This window comes from Stenotrophomonas sp. 22LJNL06-5-1, assembly GCF_056861455.1.
Window position 1 is genome coordinate 324,790 of the sequence record NZ_JBSPUE010000002.1, and the last position, 17,117, is coordinate 341,906.

At 67.9% G+C, this 17,117-nt stretch carries 20 protein-coding genes; 10 read left to right on the forward strand and 10 right to left on the reverse strand.

Features of this window, described 5'->3' with window-relative positions; all coding sequences use genetic code 11:
• Positions 1-2: 2 nt before the first annotated feature.
• The 7 genes from gspG to AC13GF_RS07130 form a co-directional block, all read right to left on the reverse strand.
• A complete protein-coding gene (gene gspG / locus AC13GF_RS07100; protein WP_483004123.1) occupies positions 3-440 on the reverse strand; it encodes a type II secretion system major pseudopilin GspG in 438 nt (145 codons plus the stop codon).
• A gap of 57 nt (positions 441-497) precedes the next feature.
• A complete protein-coding gene (locus tag AC13GF_RS07105) occupies positions 498-1,058 on the reverse strand; it encodes a hypothetical protein (RefSeq protein ID WP_483004124.1) in 561 nt (186 codons plus the stop codon).
• Between the two features lie 144 nt (positions 1,059-1,202).
• Positions 1,203-1,754, reverse strand: a complete 552-nt coding sequence (locus tag AC13GF_RS07110) for a hypothetical protein (RefSeq protein WP_483004125.1) — start codon at positions 1,752-1,754, stop codon at positions 1,203-1,205.
• Positions 1,755-1,812: 58 nt separating this feature from the next.
• A complete protein-coding gene (locus AC13GF_RS07115) occupies positions 1,813-2,793 on the reverse strand; it encodes a FecR family protein (RefSeq protein ID WP_483004126.1) in 981 nt (326 codons plus the stop codon).
• Positions 2,794-2,862: 69 nt separating this feature from the next.
• Positions 2,863-3,393 (reverse strand): RNA polymerase sigma factor, encoded by a 531-nt coding sequence (locus AC13GF_RS07120; RefSeq protein ID WP_019337777.1) that lies wholly within the window; start codon positions 3,391-3,393, stop codon positions 2,863-2,865.
• A gap of 16 nt (positions 3,394-3,409) precedes the next feature.
• The gene (locus tag AC13GF_RS07125) at positions 3,410-4,090 is read right to left on the reverse strand and encodes an STN domain-containing protein (RefSeq protein ID WP_483004127.1); all 681 of its coding nucleotides are present in this window, start codon (positions 4,088-4,090) and stop codon (positions 3,410-3,412) included.
• Between the two features lie 619 nt (positions 4,091-4,709).
• Positions 4,710-5,174: an Lrp/AsnC family transcriptional regulator gene (locus tag AC13GF_RS07130; RefSeq protein ID WP_483004128.1), complete on the reverse strand. Its 465-nt coding sequence runs from the start codon at positions 5,172-5,174 to the stop codon at positions 4,710-4,712.
• A gap of 127 nt (positions 5,175-5,301) precedes the next feature.
• Here AC13GF_RS07130 and AC13GF_RS07135 point away from each other — a divergent pair, with 127 nt between their 5' ends.
• The 4 genes from AC13GF_RS07135 to AC13GF_RS07150 all read left to right on the forward strand — a co-directional run bounded on the left by AC13GF_RS07135 (position 5,302) and on the right by AC13GF_RS07150 (position 8,450).
• Positions 5,302-6,033: an AzlC family ABC transporter permease gene (locus AC13GF_RS07135; protein ID WP_065177662.1), complete on the forward strand. Its 732-nt coding sequence runs from the start codon at positions 5,302-5,304 to the stop codon at positions 6,031-6,033.
• Positions 6,030-6,344 carry an AzlD family protein gene (locus AC13GF_RS07140; RefSeq protein ID WP_483004129.1) on the forward strand — a complete coding sequence of 105 codons (315 nt, stop codon included), beginning with the start codon at positions 6,030-6,032 and terminating at the stop codon, positions 6,342-6,344. The genes AC13GF_RS07135 and AC13GF_RS07140 overlap by 4 nt, the downstream gene beginning before the upstream one ends.
• A 151-nt stretch (positions 6,345-6,495) precedes the next feature.
• Positions 6,496-6,924 carry a PAS domain-containing protein gene (locus tag AC13GF_RS07145; RefSeq protein ID WP_032128130.1) on the forward strand — a complete coding sequence of 143 codons (429 nt, stop codon included), beginning with the start codon at positions 6,496-6,498 and terminating at the stop codon, positions 6,922-6,924.
• A complete protein-coding gene (locus AC13GF_RS07150) occupies positions 6,921-8,450 on the forward strand; it encodes a diflavin oxidoreductase (RefSeq protein WP_483004130.1) in 1,530 nt (509 codons plus the stop codon). The genes AC13GF_RS07145 and AC13GF_RS07150 overlap by 4 nt, the downstream gene beginning before the upstream one ends.
• Before the next feature lie 87 nt (positions 8,451-8,537).
• Here the strand turns inward: AC13GF_RS07150 and AC13GF_RS07155 are convergent, their stop codons facing one another.
• The gene (locus tag AC13GF_RS07155; RefSeq protein ID WP_483004131.1) at positions 8,538-9,344 is read right to left on the reverse strand and encodes a TOBE domain-containing protein; all 807 of its coding nucleotides are present in this window, start codon (positions 9,342-9,344) and stop codon (positions 8,538-8,540) included.
• A 183-nt stretch (positions 9,345-9,527) separates the two neighbouring features.
• On the opposite strand from AC13GF_RS07155, the gene AC13GF_RS07160 reads away from it, so the two are divergent.
• From AC13GF_RS07160 to AC13GF_RS07185, 6 genes are read left to right on the forward strand one after another with little or no spacing between them, the layout of a single operon-like run.
• Complete coding sequence (locus tag AC13GF_RS07160) at positions 9,528-11,513, forward strand: TonB-dependent receptor plug domain-containing protein (protein WP_483004132.1); 1,986 nt, start codon at positions 9,528-9,530, stop codon at positions 11,511-11,513.
• Between the two features lie 2 nt (positions 11,514-11,515).
• Entirely contained in the window at positions 11,516-12,058 is a 543-nt protein-coding gene (locus tag AC13GF_RS07165; protein WP_483004133.1) for a DUF2478 domain-containing protein, read from the forward strand.
• Positions 12,055-13,092: an ABC transporter substrate-binding protein gene (locus AC13GF_RS07170; RefSeq protein ID WP_483004134.1), complete on the forward strand. Its 1,038-nt coding sequence runs from the start codon at positions 12,055-12,057 to the stop codon at positions 13,090-13,092. Before AC13GF_RS07165 ends, AC13GF_RS07170 begins: the two co-directional genes overlap by 4 nt.
• 2 nt (positions 13,093-13,094) lie before the next feature.
• On the forward strand, positions 13,095-14,108 hold the full coding sequence (locus AC13GF_RS07175; protein WP_483004135.1) for a FecCD family ABC transporter permease: 1,014 nt from the start codon (positions 13,095-13,097) through the stop codon (positions 14,106-14,108).
• Positions 14,105-14,881, forward strand: a complete 777-nt coding sequence (locus AC13GF_RS07180) for an ABC transporter ATP-binding protein (RefSeq protein ID WP_483004136.1) — start codon at positions 14,105-14,107, stop codon at positions 14,879-14,881. Before AC13GF_RS07175 ends, AC13GF_RS07180 begins: the two co-directional genes overlap by 4 nt.
• A complete protein-coding gene (locus tag AC13GF_RS07185) occupies positions 14,878-15,678 on the forward strand; it encodes a class I SAM-dependent methyltransferase (protein ID WP_483004137.1) in 801 nt (266 codons plus the stop codon). Before AC13GF_RS07180 ends, AC13GF_RS07185 begins: the two co-directional genes overlap by 4 nt.
• 94 nt (positions 15,679-15,772) lie before the next feature.
• Here the strand turns inward: AC13GF_RS07185 and AC13GF_RS07190 are convergent, their stop codons facing one another.
• The gene (locus AC13GF_RS07190) at positions 15,773-16,441 is read right to left on the reverse strand and encodes a sulfate/molybdate ABC transporter ATP-binding protein (protein ID WP_483004138.1); all 669 of its coding nucleotides are present in this window, start codon (positions 16,439-16,441) and stop codon (positions 15,773-15,775) included.
• Positions 16,431-17,114, reverse strand: coding sequence for a molybdate ABC transporter permease subunit (gene modB / locus AC13GF_RS07195; protein WP_005413347.1), 684 nt, complete (start codon positions 17,112-17,114; stop codon positions 16,431-16,433). Before modB ends, AC13GF_RS07190 begins: the two co-directional genes overlap by 11 nt.
• Positions 17,115-17,117 lie beyond the last annotated feature (3 nt).

Sequence of the window (17,117 nt, forward strand, 5' to 3'; positions counted from 1 at the left end):
CCTCACAGCTGCCAGGAGCCGATATCCGCGTTCCCGGCGTCGCCACCGGGCTTGCTGTCCGCCCCCAGCGAGAACACATCGATGTCGCCGTGGGTTCCGGGCACCTGGTACTGGTACGGATGGCCCCACGGGTCATTGGGCAGGCGATCCAGATACGGCGTGAGCGGCATCGCACCGCTACCCTGCGGCGGCTTCACCAGCGCCTGCAGGCCCTGCTCGGCACTGGGATAGCGACCGTTGTCCAGCTTGAACAGTTTCAACGCCTGCATCAATGCAGCGATGTCCTGGCGCGCTGCCACCACGCGCGCCTGGTCGGGACGGTCCATCAACCGCGGCACGATCAATGCGGCGAGGATGCCGATGATCACCACCACCACCATGATTTCGATCAGGCTGAAACCCTGCTGCCGAGCCCTGCGACCACGAACCTGCCTTGCCATTGTTCCGCCCTCATCATCCTGGAAGAGACCGCTGCGCCATGGTCAGCGGTGCATGTGTCAGTACGATAAACATCCGCCGGAAATCCGCTGCGCGTGTGCCGGTGCAGGCGCTACACGTGCAGCCGGTGCACATGCAGACTCGAACAGATGCTGCGGCACGCTGGCCAGCGCATCGTCGATGCAGCCGCGCAGCAACGGGTGCGCACAGGCCTGCAGCAGGCGCACGCACTGCATCGGCGACCACGCTGTTCCATGATCGAGGCCGATGAACATCCGATAGGCCTGGTGATAGCGCAGGTCGTCGTACACGCGCTGGGCACTGTTCAGATCGCGCATGACCACCAGCAGGGCCGCGCGTTGCAGCAGCCGTGCATCGCCTGCATCAAGCGGCAGCGGGCTCATGGCCGCCTCGGGCCAGGGCCGCAGCTGCAGGTCGAGGGCTTTTCGCAGCGCCACCAGTGGGTGCGCACTACCATCCAGTGCCGCCCAGCGCGCCGCGTCTGCCCAGGCGTCACTGGACAGCACCCAGACCCAGGAGTGCCCGTAGCGCTGCACGTTCAATGGCGTATGCCGTGCCTGCTCCAGTGACTGGCTCAGGTGACGATCCAGCTCCAGCATGCTGATCCTGCGACTGTCTGCCATCGGCGCCGCCCGTGCTCCGCGACGCGTGGTGCGTCGTACTCTGGAGAAGACGTCAGCAAGGCAAGTGAAGCGACAGCGCGCATGCAGCTCTGTGCACTGCGTGGCGCTTCATCGGTAACGTCATCGCAGCGTCATCTGCCTGCAGGCTTCGCGCTCCAGCCGCGGCGCTTCGCCTCCACAACGGCGTGCCAGTATCGCCACGTCGCTGCGCGCGGCGAATGTTGCCAGCGCATTGGACATGTCCACGTCATCGAACCATGACGCCATCGCAACCCGCAGCGCCGGCAGCTGCCAGCCGTCCATCACACCATGGGTGCCTGCTACGAACCAATGCCAAAGGCGATGGTGAAGCACCTGGTCGTGCAGCTGTGCGAGATCCTCAAGGCCATGCATGTCCATCAACAGCAGTGCGCGTGCAAGCGCCGCGGGCGGCAGCGCCCCGGCTTCAGCCAGGGGCAGCGCCTGCTGCTGCAGCCGCAGCAGCATCGCCAGCGGGTGCGACTGCGGATCGAAATCCAGCAGCACCGCCTGTCGCTGCCACTGCGCATCGGACACCACGCACACCCATGGCGAGCCATAGCGATGCACCATCAACGGCCGTCGCTGCGTGGTTTCCAGCAGCGCCGACAGATTGCGACGCAGATCCAGCACACCGATGGTCTCGTTGCGCATCCTTGGCTTCTCCTTGCTTGCAACAGCCCTGCGCGGTGCGCACGGCCAGCGTCTTCATCTATCCAAGGACGGCAATGCCACCCGGAAAGCGACGCAGATCCAGCGACATCGTCAGTCGCAGCTGCTCCAGTGCCGCATCCGGATCATCAATGCGGAAGCGGCCGCTGACCGGCGCGCGCGCCAACGCCGATTCGCCCAGCAGTACCTTGCCACGCCGGTAGCGATTGATCTCTTCCACCACCTCGCGCAGCGGTGCGCGACGGAACACCAGCATGCCTTCGGTCCAGGCGCTCACCTCCGAAGCCACGGCCTCGGCCACCACGCCACTGAGGCGCTCGTCATAGTGGGTCTGCTGGCCGGCCTGCAGCTGCAGCCGGCCCTGCGGATGCTCGATGCGGGCGCTGCCCTGCAGGCAGGTCACCCGTACCTGGCCGTGGGTGTTGCGCACATCCAGGCGCACTGCGCCTTCATCGGCAATCACGCAACCCGGGCCCGCGAACAGTGCCAGGCGCAGGCCAGCCCCGGTTTCGATCGAGGCCTGGCCCTGCACCAGCTCGAAGCCTTCGCCCTGCGCGTCCGCGCGGCGGCGCAGGCTGCTCTGCGTATCCAGTTCGATCTTCAGCTGTGGCAAGGGCGCGATCTGCAGACGTTCACCGGTGCCGGTGTGGAAATCGGCCGCCATGGCTGTCACCGAGGGCCACAGCCCCAGCGGCGGGCGGATCGCCGCCACCACTACCAGGCTGGCCGGCGCGGCAATCGCGGCGCCCAGGAAGGCGCGTCGGCTCCAGCGCTGGGCCGGCGTCGGCGCAACCGGTTGACGCGCGGCCGCGGGCAGCTGCTCGCCGGCCAGGCGTACCTGCTCCCATTGCCGACGCGCACGGCCAAACGCTTCACGATGACGCGGGTCGGACTCGCACCACGCACGGAACCGCCGCCCGTCGGCGGCGGTCGCCTCGCCCGAGGTCAGCCGCACCACCCACGCGTGGGCCTGACGCTCGACGGCATCCAGCGGGCGTTGTGGGCGATCGTCAGGATCCATGGGGGCTCATGCCGGACCCGCACGCTGCGGGGTTCTGCTCGGCGTCAAAGTGTAGACGGATGCCGTCGATCAGAACCGCACCTGGCGCCCCTGCCCGCTGCGCTCGGCCAGGTAGTCCTGGGCCGCCTTCAGCTCACGCTGCACCAGCCGCAGCGACACACCGAGGTGATCGGCGACGTCGCGCTGCTGCAGGCCGTCGACACGGATCGCCAGCAGGATGCGGCGACGGCGCTCGGGCATGCGCTGCAGCAGGCCGACCATGTCTTCCAGCGCGAAGTCGAGTTCGGCCGCCTGCGCCGGGCCGGGTGCAGGGTCGGCCATGTCCATCAGCGTATCCACCTCCTCCAGGCTCAGCAGGCGGTGATCTGCACGTTGGCGGTCGATCACGGTGTTCATCGCCATGCGCAGCAGGTAGGCCGCGGGGTTCTGTACGGCGTCCAGGCGATCACGCCGCGCGCTCAGGCGCATCCACGTGTCCTGCAGCGCGTCGCCGGCCAGCTCCTCCGAGCCCAGCTTGCGCACCAGCCGGCGCTTCAACTCGTCGTAGGCCCCCAGAAGGTGGTCCATCAGGTCAACTGCCCCAGCCGTACCGTTGCTCATGTTCGAATCCTTGAAGTCATGGAAGGGGCGCGCGCCGGCCACAGTCGTGGTCGGTGCCGGAAGGTCGGATCTGCAGGGTCACCGGTTGTGGCAGCGCGGCGGCCTCGGTCGCCAGCACCAGGCCCTGCATCGCCTGCAGCAGGCGTGCATCGCGGCGTGCGCTGCCACTGCCTGACAGCAGCTCGGGCGCATGCACCTGGCCTTCGCTGTCGACATGGAAACGCAGCGTCGCGGCATAGCGGCCGGGCGCAATCCCGGGGTCGTCACAGAACACCGCACGCAGCCGCTGCTGCAGCCCGCCATAGCGACGCCGACGTTCGGCCTCGGGAAGTTGGGCGCCAACACCGGCTTCGCTGGCCGAGGGTGTGCCCCGGCGCAGCACCACACGCTGCTCGCCGATCACCTCGGCCTCGATACCGGAGTCCTGCAACAGCACCTGCAAGGCAGGCAGCGGCGCCAGGCTGGCGCGCAGCGCGTGGCTGCTGCGGTCCGCGGCAAGATCGCCCGGGTACATCACCGACCACCCGCTGATGACGCTGAAGCGCTCGACCGCCTGTTCCAGCGGCTGCGCGGGGATGTCGTAGGCATGAACAGCGTCCTGTGCGGCAGCGGCAAAGGACAGCAGCAGCCATGCAGCGATGGCCACCTTCCAAGTTCTGACCGCATGGTGTCCATTCAGCCCCCTGACGTAGAACACATGACCCTCGGCAGCGACAGCAGCTGCAGTGGACGCGCACCACGACCGGAACCCCGGCCCGCGCGCGACCAGCAAGCGGGCTCAAACCGTACCGGGGTCACATGTCATTGCGATGACCGCCGCCCACGGCCTGGTGTCGAGGCAGCTCCATGGAGCCAGTCACGCATCAGGAATCAATGAATCGAACAGACCGCGCTATCTACGCACGGGAGTCGGAGCCCGTTGCGAAGCAACGGGATCCGACCCCGAGCCGACCCAAACGTGTCGACCAAGGTCGACACCCACCAAGAGCAGCTCAAGCCGTTCCGGCAGATCGTGGAAATCTGTCGAAGGCGGGGTGGGTCCGGTTGCGGGTGCGTGAGCCGCATGGGCCCGAGGCATGCCTCGGGCGGGTTGGGCAGGACGCCCAACCCCGGTCTTGCCGTGTGCGCAGGACAGCGCACACGAGCAAGCGGCGACCGAGCTTACATGGGCGTACTTGCAGCGCCCCCCGCAACCGGACCCACCCCGCCATCCCTCAGCAGGCCCGCTGTTGCTGTTGCTGTTGCTGTTGAGGTTGCCGGCCAGCGACCGGCACTACCCGCGGGTGCCGGGTGCAACCCGGCCGCAACCCCATCCCTCAAAGCGGCAGCTGGGTCGTCTGCTTGATCCGCTGCATCGGAATCTCGGTCTTGGTGTTCTGCACCCCGGCAATCCGGTTCAGGTGCTGCATCTGGAACTGCCGGTAGGCATCAAGGTCGGCCACCGCCACCCGCAGCAGGAAATCGCAGTCACCGGCCATCAGATGGCATTCAAGCACTTCCGGGAAAGACTTGATGCTGTTGATGAAGTGGTTGGTGGTGTCCTCATCCTGCCCGCGCAGCCACACCCGCACGAACACGGTGAAGCCACGACCCACCTTGGCCTCGTTCAACAAGGCCACATAGCGGTCGATGTAGCCGCCCTCCTCCAGCAACCGCACCCGGCGCAGGCAGGCCGACGGCGACAGCCCGACCAGGCGAGCCAGCTCCAGGTTCTGCAGGCGGCCGTCGCGCTGCAGGGCGTCGAGGATGCGCCGATCGAGGTTGTCGATCTGGTACTGCATGGAATTTCACCCTTGTCGCCTTCAGCCGCATGGAATATCAATCATCCAGAATCCAGTGGCATCAACGCAACCCGATTTCGTAGTCAGACCGCTAGCATGGGCCACCCCCACATCGTTGTGCCGTTTCATGGACGCCCGTACCACCCTCCCCCTGCCCGACACCTGCGATACCGCCCCGCGTGCCGAATTCCTGCGCGGCCTGCGTGCCGCCGTGCCGGTGATGATCGGCTTCATTCCGTTCGCCCTGGTGCTTGGCGCGCAGGCAGCCCAGAAGGGCCTGAGCGCACTGGAAGTGCCGCTGATGACCGGCCTCAACTTCGCTGGCGGCTCGGAGTTCGCCGCCGTCGAACTGTGGACCTCGCCGCCACACATCGCCCTGATCGTGGCGATCACCGCGCTGGTCAACAGCCGCCACCTGCTGATGGGCGCCAGCCTGGCCCCGCTGCTGCAGCACCTGCCGCGCCGCCGGGTGCTGCCGGCGCTGTTCTTCATGTGCGACGAAAGCTGGGCGATGGGCGTGGCCGATGCGCGCCGCCGTGCGCTCGGCTTCAGCCTGGCCTATTACCTGGGGGTGTCGGCAGGCCTGTACACCGTCTGGGTGGCCTGTACCGCGCTGGGCGCGATCGTCGGCCCGATGCTGGGCGACATCCATGCCTATGGCTTCGACATGGCTTTCCCCGCCGTGTTCCTGGTACTGCTGCGCGGCATGTGGCAGGGCATGAAGGCGGCGCGGCCGTGGCTGGTCAGCCTGGTCGTGGCCGCCGCCACCTATCTGCTGATCCCGGGTGCGTGGTACGTGGCCAGCGGTGCACTGGCCGGCCTGGCCGCCGCCTGGCTGCTGGCGGAGGACGCGGCATGATCTTCAATGGACTGATCCACTGGACCTCTGTGCTGACCATCGTGCTGATGGCTGCCGCCACCTACCTGACCCGCATCGTCGGCTTCCTCGCGCTGCGCAACCGCACGTTGAGCAAGCGCGCAGTAACGGTGATGGAAGCCGCGCCGGGTTGCGTGCTGATCTCGGTGATCGCCCCGGACTTCGTCGCCGACAAGCCCGCCGACCTGGCCGCGCTGGCGATCACCCTGCTGGCCGCCACGCGGCTGTCGATGCTGCCGACGGTGCTGATCGGCGTGGTCTCGGCGGGTGTGCTGCGCTATGTGATGGGCTGACGCGCCTTCGCCGGGCACGCCCCTGCGACACCCGGTCGCAGGCCGTCGCGCCACCCACTTGATCAATATCAAACCGCCCGCCGCCGTGCGGGCGTATTTCTATGCAGGACCCGAACACGCCGGCGTTACCGGCATCCACAAGGACCCTGCGATGAGCTACACCCCCGACAACGCCCAGCTTCTGAACGCCATGCAGAACGTCATGGTGATCTCCACCACCGACCTGCAGGGCAACATCACCTACGCCAACGACCTGTTCTGCACGCTCACCGGCTTCGCCCGCGAGGAACTGATCGGCCAGCCGCACAGCATCGTGCGCCATCCGGATGTGCCCAAGGCGGTCTACAAGGACATGTGGGACACCATCAAGGCCGGCAAGACCTGGACCGGCATCGTGCCCAACCTCGGCAAGGGCGGCGTGCTCTATGTGGTCGACACCACCGTGCAGCCGCTGTTCGATGCTGAGGGCAACATCACCTCGTACATCAGCATCCGCCGCGTGGTGAATGACCTGATGCAGAACTACGACCTGGTCGAGTTCAGCAAGGAAAAGTTCGACGACTTCTACGAGGCCGCGTGAACGCCCTCCCGACCAGTACGCCCTTCAGCCGCCTGCTGGTGGGTTTCGCGTCCGAGTCGGGCAACGCCCGCGCCCTGGCCCAGCGCCTGGGCGCGGACCTGCAGCCACACGGGCCGCAGGTGCTTCCATTCAACGATATCGACGTAGCCAGTCTCGGCCAAGGCGATGTGCTGCTGGCGATCTCCAGTTCCTTCGGTGACGGTGAGCCGCCGGCCAATGGCGAGCAGTTCTTCGAAACGCTGCGCCAGACCCCGACGCTGAGCGGCCTGCGCTATGCAGTGTTCGGCCTCGGTGACACCGGCTACCCCAGCTTCTGCGGCTTCACCAAGGCGCTCGATGCGGCGCTGAGCGAGCGCCAGGCGCAGCCGCTGCTGCATCGCGTGGATGCCGACCTGGGCTACGAGCAGTTCTTCCAGCAATGGCAGCCGGTGCTCGGCCAGGTGCTGGATGGCGACCTCAGTGCCGGCCAGGACCTGCACCTGCAGGTGACCGCCTATGGCGAAGACAATGCCTTTGCCGCCTCCATTCTCGAACGCCGCCGCTTGAACAGCAGCGATCCCGCTGCCTGGCACCTGCAACTGGACATTGCCGGCAGTGGCATGGCCTACCGCGCGGGCGACACCCTGCACGTAGTACCCGAGAACGACCCTGCCCTGCTGCAGGCATTGGCCGCCTGGTATGGCGACACCGCCGCCGTGGCCGCCCTGCACGACCGCGAGCTGCGCCTGCTGAGCAAGGGCGTGCTGCGCGAACTGGCCAAGCTCGGCGGTAGCGAGGTACTGAAGGGCCTGTTGAAGGTCAGCCAGAAGCGCGAGCTGGAAGCCTACCTGCACGGTCTGGACCTGCTGGACGTGCTGCAGGACCACGCCACGCCGGACAGTGTGCCGCTGGCCCGACTGCGCGAACTGCTGTCACCGCGGCTGCCGCGCGCCTATTCGATCGCCTCGCACCCGTGCGACGACCAGCTGAGCCTGTGCGTGCGCGAAGTACGCTACACCCTGCGCGGCCGCGAACGCTTCGGCACTGCCACCGGCAGCCTGCTGCATGGCGGCGACCATGCCCGTGTGTACTGCCGCTCCAACCCTGGTTTCCATTTGTCCGATACCGGCGAGGCACCGCTGCTGCTGGTCGGCACCGGCACTGGCATCGCCCCCTTGATGGGCCTGATGCAGGAACTGCAGGCCAACGCCTGCGAACGGGAAGTGCACCTGGTGTTCGGCGAGAAGCACCGCCAGCACGACTACCTGTATCGCGACCAGCTGCAGGACTGGCACACGCGTGGCGTGCTGGCCGGCCTTCATACCGCGTTCTCGCGCGATGGCGCCGAAAAGGTCTATGTGCAGCACGTGCTGCAGCAGCGCGCCAGCGAAGTGCGCGACGTCCTGGCCCGCGGTGGGCATCTGTACCTGTGCGGCAACAAGAGCCACCTGGAAGGCGCGGTGCGCGAGGCCATCGATGCCATCGGTGGCGAAGGGCACTGGGACGCGCTGCGGGGTGAAGGCCGCACGCACTGTGAGTTGTATTGACCTGTCCATGGGGTAGAGCCGGCCGCTGGCCGGCTGCGCTTCGCATCACGCGCTGCCGGCCAGCGGCCGGCACTACCCAGGACCCCTCTACATCGGCACGCCCACGATCACGCTCGACGCCTTGAACAGCACCGTCGCCGCGGCGCCCTCCTGCAGCTCCAGCGCTGCAGTACTGGCACGGGTGATCACCGCCACCACGCTGCAGCCATGGCCGATATCCACCACCACCTCGTCGTTCACCGCGCCCTCGGTGATCCGCTCCACCGTGCCGACGAACTGGTTGCGTGCCGAGTAACGCGCACCCTCGCCCTGCGCCACGATCACCGACGAGGCCTTCACCAGCGCGTAGGCCGGCACGCCTACCGCCAGGCCCAGCGACTCCACGCTGCCATGGGTGATGGTGGCGACCAGCGCCAGGCCCGGCGCCACTTCGATCTGCACTTCATCGTTGACGGCACCGGTGGCCAGCGCACTGACCCGGCCATGGAACTGGTTGCGTGCACTGGTGATCATGCCGATTCTCCGGATCAGGGCCAGATCCTCGTCCAGCCCGGGGGTGGCCTGCAGCGATTGCAGGAAGGTGCGATGCGCACGCTCGACGTCCTCGAAGCGGGTGATCAGCTGGCGGCCACGTTCAGTCAACTGCGCACCACCACCGCCACGACCGCCTACGCTGCGCACGACCAACGGCTCGCCGGCAGCGGTGTTCATCGCATCCACCGCGTCCCAGGCGTTCTTGTAGGTCATGCCCATGCGCTTGGCGGCCTGGCTGATCGAACCACAGGCATCGATCAACCCCAGCAGCGCGAAGCGGCCACGACCGCCCACACTCTGCCCGGCAATGCTCAGCCACAGGTTGCCCTGCAGCTCCAAAGGCGGTTCGGCCTCGCTCATCGTGCTCGTTTCCCTGCGTTTCGCGCGAACGGCCAGTGTACGGCGTCGCCCCCCTGCACCGGGCTTGATATGGATCAAGGTGGCCGAGTTGGCCAGCAACGAGAATCCCCGGGTCGGTCATCAAGTTGACCCCTGCCAACCGTTATATCATCTTGGATATAACGAACCCGAGGACTCGCGAGGATGCGTACCTGTCGTTTCGTTCTACCCCTGTCTGCCCTGCTGCTGCCGCTTGCCGCCACCGCCGCCGACGCGGCCTCGCCGCCCCCGGTGTTCACCCTGGGCACGATCGACGTGCATGCCGAGCGCGGCACCTCGCCCACCGTCGCCGAACGCAGCCTCGATGCCGAACGCATCCAGCAGCTCGACCGCAATACGGTCGGTGATGCGGTCAGCGTATTGCCGGGCGTCAGCCTGGCGCGCAACTCGCGCAACGAAGACATGGTCTACCTGCGCGGCTTCGACGCACGCCAGGTGCCGGTATTCCTCGACGGCATCCCGCTGTACGTGCCCTATGACGGCTACGTGGACTTCGGCCGCTTCACCACCTTCGACCTCGCCGAGATCCAGGTCGCCAGCGGTGGCGCGTCGCTGTTGTACGGGCCGAACATCCTCGGCGGTGCGATCAACCTGGTCAGCCGCCGCCCGGAACGTGCGCTGGAAGGCGACGTGCGGCTGGGCATCGCCGATGGCGGCGAACGCAAGGCAGCGGTCAATATCGGCGGCCGTCGTGGCGACTGGTACTTCCAGCTCGGTGCGTCGATCCTGAAGGCCGATGAATTCCCGCTGCCGGATGGCTTCGTCGACTACAAGCGCGTGCCCACCGATACCGGCAAGGACCGCCGCAACGCCTCGCGCGACGACCGTCGCCTGTCGTTCAAGCTGGGCTATACCCCGCGCGAGGGCGACGAGTACGCGATCGGCTACGCGCGCCAGGACGGCGAGAAGGACAACCCGGTCTACACCGGCACCGCGCGCAGCGGCATCCGTTACTGGCGCTGGCCGTGGTGGGACAAGGACAGCCTGTACTTCATCGGCAATACCCGCCTGGGCGAGCACACCACGCTGCGCACCCGCGTCTACCGCGATACCTATGGCAACGGACTGGATGCCTACACCGACGGCACCTACCAGGTGGCGATGGACAACAGCAGCTTCCCCAGCATCTACGATGACCGCACCGTGGGCGGCTCGGTGACCCTGGCCACCACGGCGCTGCCGCGCCAGGAGCTGCAGTTCGCGATCCACTACAAGGAAGACCAGCACAGCGAGCGCAACCCGCACTCGCCCACCAAGGACTTCCGTGATGTGACCACGTCGGTGGCGATCGAGGACCGCATCGCGCTGACCGACACCTCGCACCTGCGCGTGGGCATCGGCCATGACCGCCGCGACGCCAAGCGCGTGTACTTCTGGCCGACCGGCAGCACCGATGCCACCAATGCAGTGCTGGAGTACGTGCAGCAACTGGCGCCGGACCAACAGTGGTATGCAAGCGCCGCGCGGCGCACGCGTTTCCCGACCATCAAGGATCGCTACTCCGCGCGCATGGGCTCCGCCCTGCCCAACCCGGACCTGAAAGCCGAGCATGCGACCCACTTCGAGGTGGGCCTGCGCGGCCGCTGGTGGGAAGGCGGCCAGCTGCAGGCGGCGATCTTCCAGAGCCGTATCGATGACCTGATCCAGAACGCGGTGGTGGCCTCGCGCGAATGCGGCGGAAGCATCTGCAACCAGGCGCAGAACATCGGCAAGGCCCGCCATCAGGGTGTCGAACTGGGCCTGCGCCAGCGCATCGGCGACGACTGGGACCTGCAGACCAGCTACACCTGGCTGCGCCGCACCAACCTGGAAAACCGCAGCGTGGCCCTGCTCGACAGCCCGCGCCAACGGCTGTTCATGGCGGTCGGCTGGCAGCTGCTGCCGCAGCTGAAGCTGCAGGCCACGCTGGAAGCCGAACAGGGCCGCAAGGTCAGCTACGCAGACGCCGCACGCCCGGTGCGTGACCTGCCCGGCTATGGCATCACCGGCCTCAAGGCAAGCTGGAGCCCGCGCGATGCCTGGGATTTCGATCTCGGTGTACGCAACATCGGTGACAAATGGTACGAACTGGCCGACGGCTACCCGATGCCGGGTCGCACCTGGTTCGCCAATGCCAACTGGAGGTTCTGAGCATGAGCGCTGTACAGCCGCCGCGCATCGCGGCCATCGTGCATGACCACAGCGGCGAGCCCGATGGCCTGCTGGCCGCCTTCGCCGCACGCCAGCTGGCCGCCGGCCACCGCGTGCGCGGGCTGGTACACCTGCCACACGAGCCCACCGCCAACGGCAAGAAGCGCATGGCACTGATGGACGTGACCGATCCCGGCTCGCGCTATCCGATCAGCCAGGCACTGGGTCCGGCCTCCTGCGGCTGCAACCTGGACCCGGGCGGTATCGCCGATGCAAGCGTGGTGCTGCGCCGGGCATTGCAGGACCACGCCGAGCTGGCCATCGCCAACCGCTTCGGCACCCTGGAATCGGAAGGCGGCGGCATGGCCGATGAACTGCTGGCGCTGATGCTGGCCGGCATCCCGTTGTTGACCGCGGTGAAGCTGCCCTACCTCGACGCGTGGCGCCAGTTCACCGGCGGCATGGCCATCGAGCTGCCCGCCGAGGATGCGGCGCTGCAGGCCTGGTGGGATGCCTGCCGCAACGCGCCGGAGGCCGCTGCATGAGGCGGCGCGCCCTGCTGCAGGCGTTCGCGCTGGCGCCACTGCTGGTCGCCAGTGCCGAGCTGCTGGCGATGCCGGCGCAGCGCGTGCTGCGCCTGGGTGCGCCCAAGACCACGCCCAAGCGCGTGTTCGCGGCCGGTCCGCCGGCTGCGGTTTTGCTCGCCGCCGTGGCACCCGAACGCCTGCTGGGCTGGCCGATGAAGGTCTCGCCCGACGCACTGGCGCAGCTGCCGGCAATGCTGCGTACGTTGCCGGTGGTCGGTCGCCTGGCCGGGCGCGGCAGCACGGTCAGTCTCGAGCGCCTGCTGGCGATGCAGCCAGACCTGGTACTGGATGCCGGTGATTTCGATGCCAATTACCGGGACTCGGCCGAACGGGTCTGGAAGCAGACCGCGATTCCCTTCGAACTGATTGCCGGACGCCTGCCCGATCATCCGGCGCAGCTGCGCCACGTGGGCCGGCTGCTGGGTGTTGCCGCACGCGGCGAAGCGCTGGCGCAGGCGGCCGAGGCGCAGTTGGCGCTGGTGCGTGAGGTGCTGGCGACGCGTCCCGCTGCGACGCGGCCCACGGTGTACTACGGGCGTGGCAGCGACGGCCTGGAAAGTGGCCTGTCCGGCTCGATCAACACCGAAGTCATCGAGTTCTGTGGCGGCCGCAACGTGGCCGCCAGCGCCGGTGCCGGAGGCCTCGCCCGCGTGTCGTTCGAACAACTGCTGGCCTGGGATCCGGACGTGATCCTGACCCAGGATGCCGGGTTCGCCGCGCATGCCGCACAAGATCCGCGCTGGCGCGCCCTGCGTGCCGTACGCGAGCGCCGCCTGCACTGCGCACCGGTACTGCCGTTCGGATGGCTGGATGGTCCGCCCGGCGTCAACCGCCTGCCCGGCCTGCCGTGGCTGCTGTCCAGGCTGCATCCGGGTGCAGTGCCCGCATTGGCGCCTGCCGCGCTGCGCGCGCGCATCGGTGCGCTGCATCAGCTGCTGTGGGGCCAACCCTTGCCCGCCGCGGTGGCACGCAGCCTGGATGCAAACGTCTGAGCATGCGCACGCTTCCACGTTGGGCCTGGCATGCCGCTGGCTGGAGCCTGCTGCTGGCGATGCTGCTGCTGGCGTTCTCGGTCGGCCAGTTCCCGGTGCGCCCTGCAGCGCTGCTGCACGCCATCGGCTGGCAGCTGTTCGGCATCGGCGAACCCAGCCCGCCTGCGGTGCAGGCCACGCTCTGGCACATCCGCCTGCCACGCGTGCTGGCCGCCGTGCTGATCGGCGCAGTGCTTTCGGCGGCCGGCGCGGCCTACCAGGCCATGTTCCGCAATCCGCTGGTGTCGCCGGACATCCTCGGCGTCTCCGCCGGTGCCGGTCTTGGCGCTTCGCTGGGCCTGTTCCTCGGCCTGCCGATGCTGCTGGTGCAGGGCATCGCCTTCGCGGGAGGTCTCGGTGCGGTGGGCCTGGTCTGTCTGGTGGCAGCGCTGGTGCGGCGGCACGATCCAGTGCTGGTCCTGGTACTGGCCGGTGTCGCGGTGTCGGCGCTGCTCGGTGCCGGCATCTCGCTGCTGAAGCTGCTGGCCGATCCGTACACGCAGTTGCCGTCGATCACCTTCTGGCTGCTGGGTGGTTTGAACGCCGTGGTCATCGACGACCTCAAGGTCACCGTGCCGCTGCTGCTGGTCGGGCTGTTGCCGCTGGTGCTGCTGCGCTGGCGGGTGAACCTGCTCGGCCTTGGTGATGAAGAGGCCAGCGCGCTGGGCGTGGCGGTCACCCCGCTGCGCTGGACGCTGATCGCCGCCGCTACGCTATGCACCGCCGCGGCGGTGTCACTGGCCGGCATCATCGGCTGGGTCGGGTTGGTGGTTCCGCACATCGCGCGGCTGCTGGTCGGCGCCGATTTCCGCCGCCTGCTGCCGGCCAGCCTGCTGCTCGGCGCCAGTTTTCTGCTCGCCGCCGATACCTTGGCGCGCACCCTGGCACCGATCGAGCTGCCGCTCGGCATCCTCACCGCATTCGTCGGTGTGCCGTGCTTTTTGCTGGTCCTGGCGCGCAGCGAGCGTCGCCCATGAGCACCGCCTCACCGCTGCTGGAAGCACGCGGATTGGCCATCGGCCATGCCGGCGTAGCACTGGGCGCGCCGTTCGCGCTGTCGGTACAGCCTGGCGAGGTGCTGTGCCTGCTTGGCCCCAACGGCTGTGGCAAGACCACCCTGTTTCGTACGCTGCTCGGCCTGCTGCCTGCAGTGCACGGCGAGGTGGACCTGCAGGGCTCGCCGTTGCGCGCGCATGATCGCGCCGCCCGCGCCCGCCGCATGGGCTATGTGCCGCAGGCCGCGCCGCTGCCCTTTGCCTGGCGCGTGCGCGAGGTGGTCTCGATGGGTCGCGCCGCGCACCTGGGCCTGCTGGCGGCACCCGGTCGCGCTGATGAAGCCATCGCCGATGACTGCCTGCACGAACTGGGCCTGCAGGCGCTGGCCGACCGCACCGTCACCACGCTCAGTGGTGGTGAGCGCCAGCTGGTGCTGATCGCGCGCGCACTGGCCCAGCAGGCGCAGTTGCTGGTGATGGATGAGCCCACCGCCAGCCTCGACTTTGGCAACCAGTTGCGCATCCTCGATACCGTGCGCCGCCTGGCCGACCGTGGCATCGGTGTGCTGCTGTCCACCCATCAACCGCAGCACGCGCTGCAGGTGGCCGACCGCATTGCATTGATGTCCGCCGGCAGCCTGCAGGCGCTCGGTCCTGCCCGCCAGGTCGCAACGCCCGAACGCCTCGCCACCCTGTATGGCGTCGATGCCGCACGCGTCGCCGCCGCCCTGCCCGCTTCTGGAATTTCTACATGAGTACACCCCTACCCACCCCGATCGATCACAGGGCACGTTATCGCCAACACCTGCAGGCCTGTGGCTTCCAGGCAAAGCCGGCCAGTGCCTGGGATGCGCGTGCCGCACAGTCCAGCTGGAAGCGCCGTCACGACGACTATAGCGAGGCATTCCTCGCCCGGCTTGATCTTTCCGGCGTGGCCACCGTGCTCGACGTGGGCTGTGGCCCCGGCCTGCTGAGCCTGCCGATTGCCGCGCAGGTCGGCCATGTGCACGCGCTCGACTACAGCACCGGCATGCTCGACGGCCTGCGCGCCGCAATCGCCCGCGACGGCGTTTCCAACGTCACACCGTGGGCACTGTCGTGGACCGACGACTGGCACGACGTGCCGCGCTGTGATCTGGCCATTGCCTCGCGCTCGCTGATGGTGGCGGATCTGGAGGCCGCGCTGCGCAGGTTGGATGCGCACGCTCGCCAGCGTGCCTGCATTACTTTCGCCACCGGCCCCCGTGCCGGCGTACCGGAGCTGGCCGAGCTGCTCGGTCGTGACTGGGTGCCCATGCCCGACCACCGCTACCCGATCAACATGCTGCTGGACATGGGCCGCGAACCGCAGGTGGACTACCTGCCCGAATCGGTGCGCGACGTCACGCAGGATGCCGACGGCCTGGTGCGCCAGGCAGTGGAGCTGTTCGGTGCGTTGGATGCGGATGAGGAAGCACGCGTACGTGCATGGCATGCACGTTCGCCGCAGCATCGTTTCGGCATGGCACCGACGCGGCGCTGGGCGTTCATCCAATGGGCGACGAACCCCTGATGTCCTCGCTTCTGTAGAGCCGAGCCCACGCTCGGCTGCCGCGGGTGGCAACGCGGCAAGCAGCCGAGCATGGGCTCGGCTCTACAGTCACCGGTCAACTGCCGACGATGCGGCCGTCCACCACGCGCGCGACCTGCTGGCCGAACACGGCCACATCCTGTGGATCGTGGCTGATCAACAACAACGGGATGCCGGTCTTGTCCAGCACGGCCTCCAGCTCCTGCCGCAGGTGCTGGCGCAGGTCATGGTCCAGCGCAGAGAACGGCTCATCCAGCAGCAACGCCTGCGGCTGCGTCACCAGGGCGCGCGCCAATGCAGTGCGCTGGCGCTGGCCACCGGATACCTGCGAGGGCAGAAGATCGCCCACCGTGTCGATGCGGAATGCGTGCAACCACTGCTCCACCGCGTCGAAGCGCTGGCCGATCCGCGGATTCAACCACCCCTTCTGCAGACCGAACGCCACGTTCTGGCGCACGCTCAGGTGCGGGAACAACGCGTAATCCTGGAACACGTAGCCCAGCCGGCGACGCTGCGGCGGCAGATCCACGCCGGTGGCCGCATCGAACAGGGTCTGCCCCTGCAGGCGCACATGGCCCTGGCCCGGCCGCAGCAGCCCGGCCACCGCCTTCAAGGTCAGGCTCTTGCCCGCGCCCGAGGGTCCGAACAGCACCACCTGGCGTTGCGTGCACTGCAGCGATACGTCCAACACGAAATCCTGGCCGGCCGCCTGCAGGCGGCGCTGCGCCTGCAGGTCAAGCCACATCGCGCAGCTCCCGTCGACGCCCGCCCACCAGCCGCGCGGCCAGCAACAGGATCACGATGCAGACCACCGAGGTCAGGATGACCAGCGCATTGGCCTTGCCATCCTGTCCGGCCTGCACCGCCTCGTAGATGGCGATCGACAGCGTCTGCGTGCGACCCGGAATGCTGCCAGCCACCATCAGCGTCGCGCCGAACTCACCCATCGCGCGCGCAAACGCCAGCAGCAGCCCGGCGAGGATGCCGCGCCAGGCCAGCGGCAACGTGATGCGGAAGAACACCGCTGCTTCGGACACTCCCAGCGTGCGCGCGGCCTGCTCCAGCTGACCGTCCACTTCCTCGAATGCCGCGCGTGCCGGCTTGAATACCAGTGGCAGCGAAGCCACCGCCGCGGCGATCACCGCGGCCTGCCAGGTGAACACCAGGTTGATGCCGAACCAGGACTGCAGCCACGCGCCGATCGGGCCGTTGCGACCGATCAGCACCAGCAGGTAATAGCCCAGCACCGTCGGTGGCAGCACCATCGGCAGGGTCAGCAGTGAATCCAGCAGCTCACGGCCAGGAAAGCGCCGACGCGCCAGCAGCGCGCCCAGTGCCACGCCCAGCACCAGATTGATCGCGGTGGCCCAGCCGGCCACCTTCAGCGACAACCACAGTGCGCTCCAGTCGAGATCCATGCC

Bases quoted from the DNA above. Each gene is read 5' to 3' on its own strand.
- gspG (WP_483004123.1), bottom strand. From the start codon at position 440: ATGGCAAGGCAGGTTCGTGGTCGCAGGGCTCGGCAGCAGGGTTTCAGC.
- AC13GF_RS07105 (WP_483004124.1), bottom strand. From the start codon at position 1,058: ATGCTGGAGCTGGATCGTCACCTGAGCCAGTCACTGGAGCAGGCACGG.
- AC13GF_RS07110 (WP_483004125.1), bottom strand. From the start codon at position 1,754: ATGCGCAACGAGACCATCGGTGTGCTGGATCTGCGTCGCAATCTGTCG.
- AC13GF_RS07115 (WP_483004126.1), bottom strand. From the start codon at position 2,793: ATGGATCCTGACGATCGCCCACAACGCCCGCTGGATGCCGTCGAGCGT.
- AC13GF_RS07120 (WP_019337777.1), bottom strand. From the start codon at position 3,393: ATGAGCAACGGTACGGCTGGGGCAGTTGACCTGATGGACCACCTTCTG.
- AC13GF_RS07130 (WP_483004128.1), bottom strand. From the start codon at position 5,174: ATGCAGTACCAGATCGACAACCTCGATCGGCGCATCCTCGACGCCCTG.
- AC13GF_RS07135 (WP_065177662.1), top strand. From the start codon at position 5,302: ATGGACGCCCGTACCACCCTCCCCCTGCCCGACACCTGCGATACCGCC.
- AC13GF_RS07140 (WP_483004129.1), top strand. From the start codon at position 6,030: ATGATCTTCAATGGACTGATCCACTGGACCTCTGTGCTGACCATCGTG.
- AC13GF_RS07145 (WP_032128130.1), top strand. From the start codon at position 6,496: ATGAGCTACACCCCCGACAACGCCCAGCTTCTGAACGCCATGCAGAAC.
- AC13GF_RS07155 (WP_483004131.1), bottom strand. From the start codon at position 9,344: ATGAGCGAGGCCGAACCGCCTTTGGAGCTGCAGGGCAACCTGTGGCTG.
- AC13GF_RS07160 (WP_483004132.1), top strand. From the start codon at position 9,528: ATGCGTACCTGTCGTTTCGTTCTACCCCTGTCTGCCCTGCTGCTGCCG.
- AC13GF_RS07165 (WP_483004133.1), top strand. From the start codon at position 11,516: ATGAGCGCTGTACAGCCGCCGCGCATCGCGGCCATCGTGCATGACCAC.
- AC13GF_RS07170 (WP_483004134.1), top strand. From the start codon at position 12,055: ATGAGGCGGCGCGCCCTGCTGCAGGCGTTCGCGCTGGCGCCACTGCTG.
- AC13GF_RS07175 (WP_483004135.1), top strand. From the start codon at position 13,095: ATGCGCACGCTTCCACGTTGGGCCTGGCATGCCGCTGGCTGGAGCCTG.
- AC13GF_RS07180 (WP_483004136.1), top strand. From the start codon at position 14,105: ATGAGCACCGCCTCACCGCTGCTGGAAGCACGCGGATTGGCCATCGGC.
- AC13GF_RS07185 (WP_483004137.1), top strand. From the start codon at position 14,878: ATGAGTACACCCCTACCCACCCCGATCGATCACAGGGCACGTTATCGC.
- AC13GF_RS07190 (WP_483004138.1), bottom strand. From the start codon at position 16,441: ATGTGGCTTGACCTGCAGGCGCAGCGCCGCCTGCAGGCGGCCGGCCAG.
- modB (WP_005413347.1), bottom strand. From the start codon at position 17,114: ATGGATCTCGACTGGAGCGCACTGTGGTTGTCGCTGAAGGTGGCCGGC.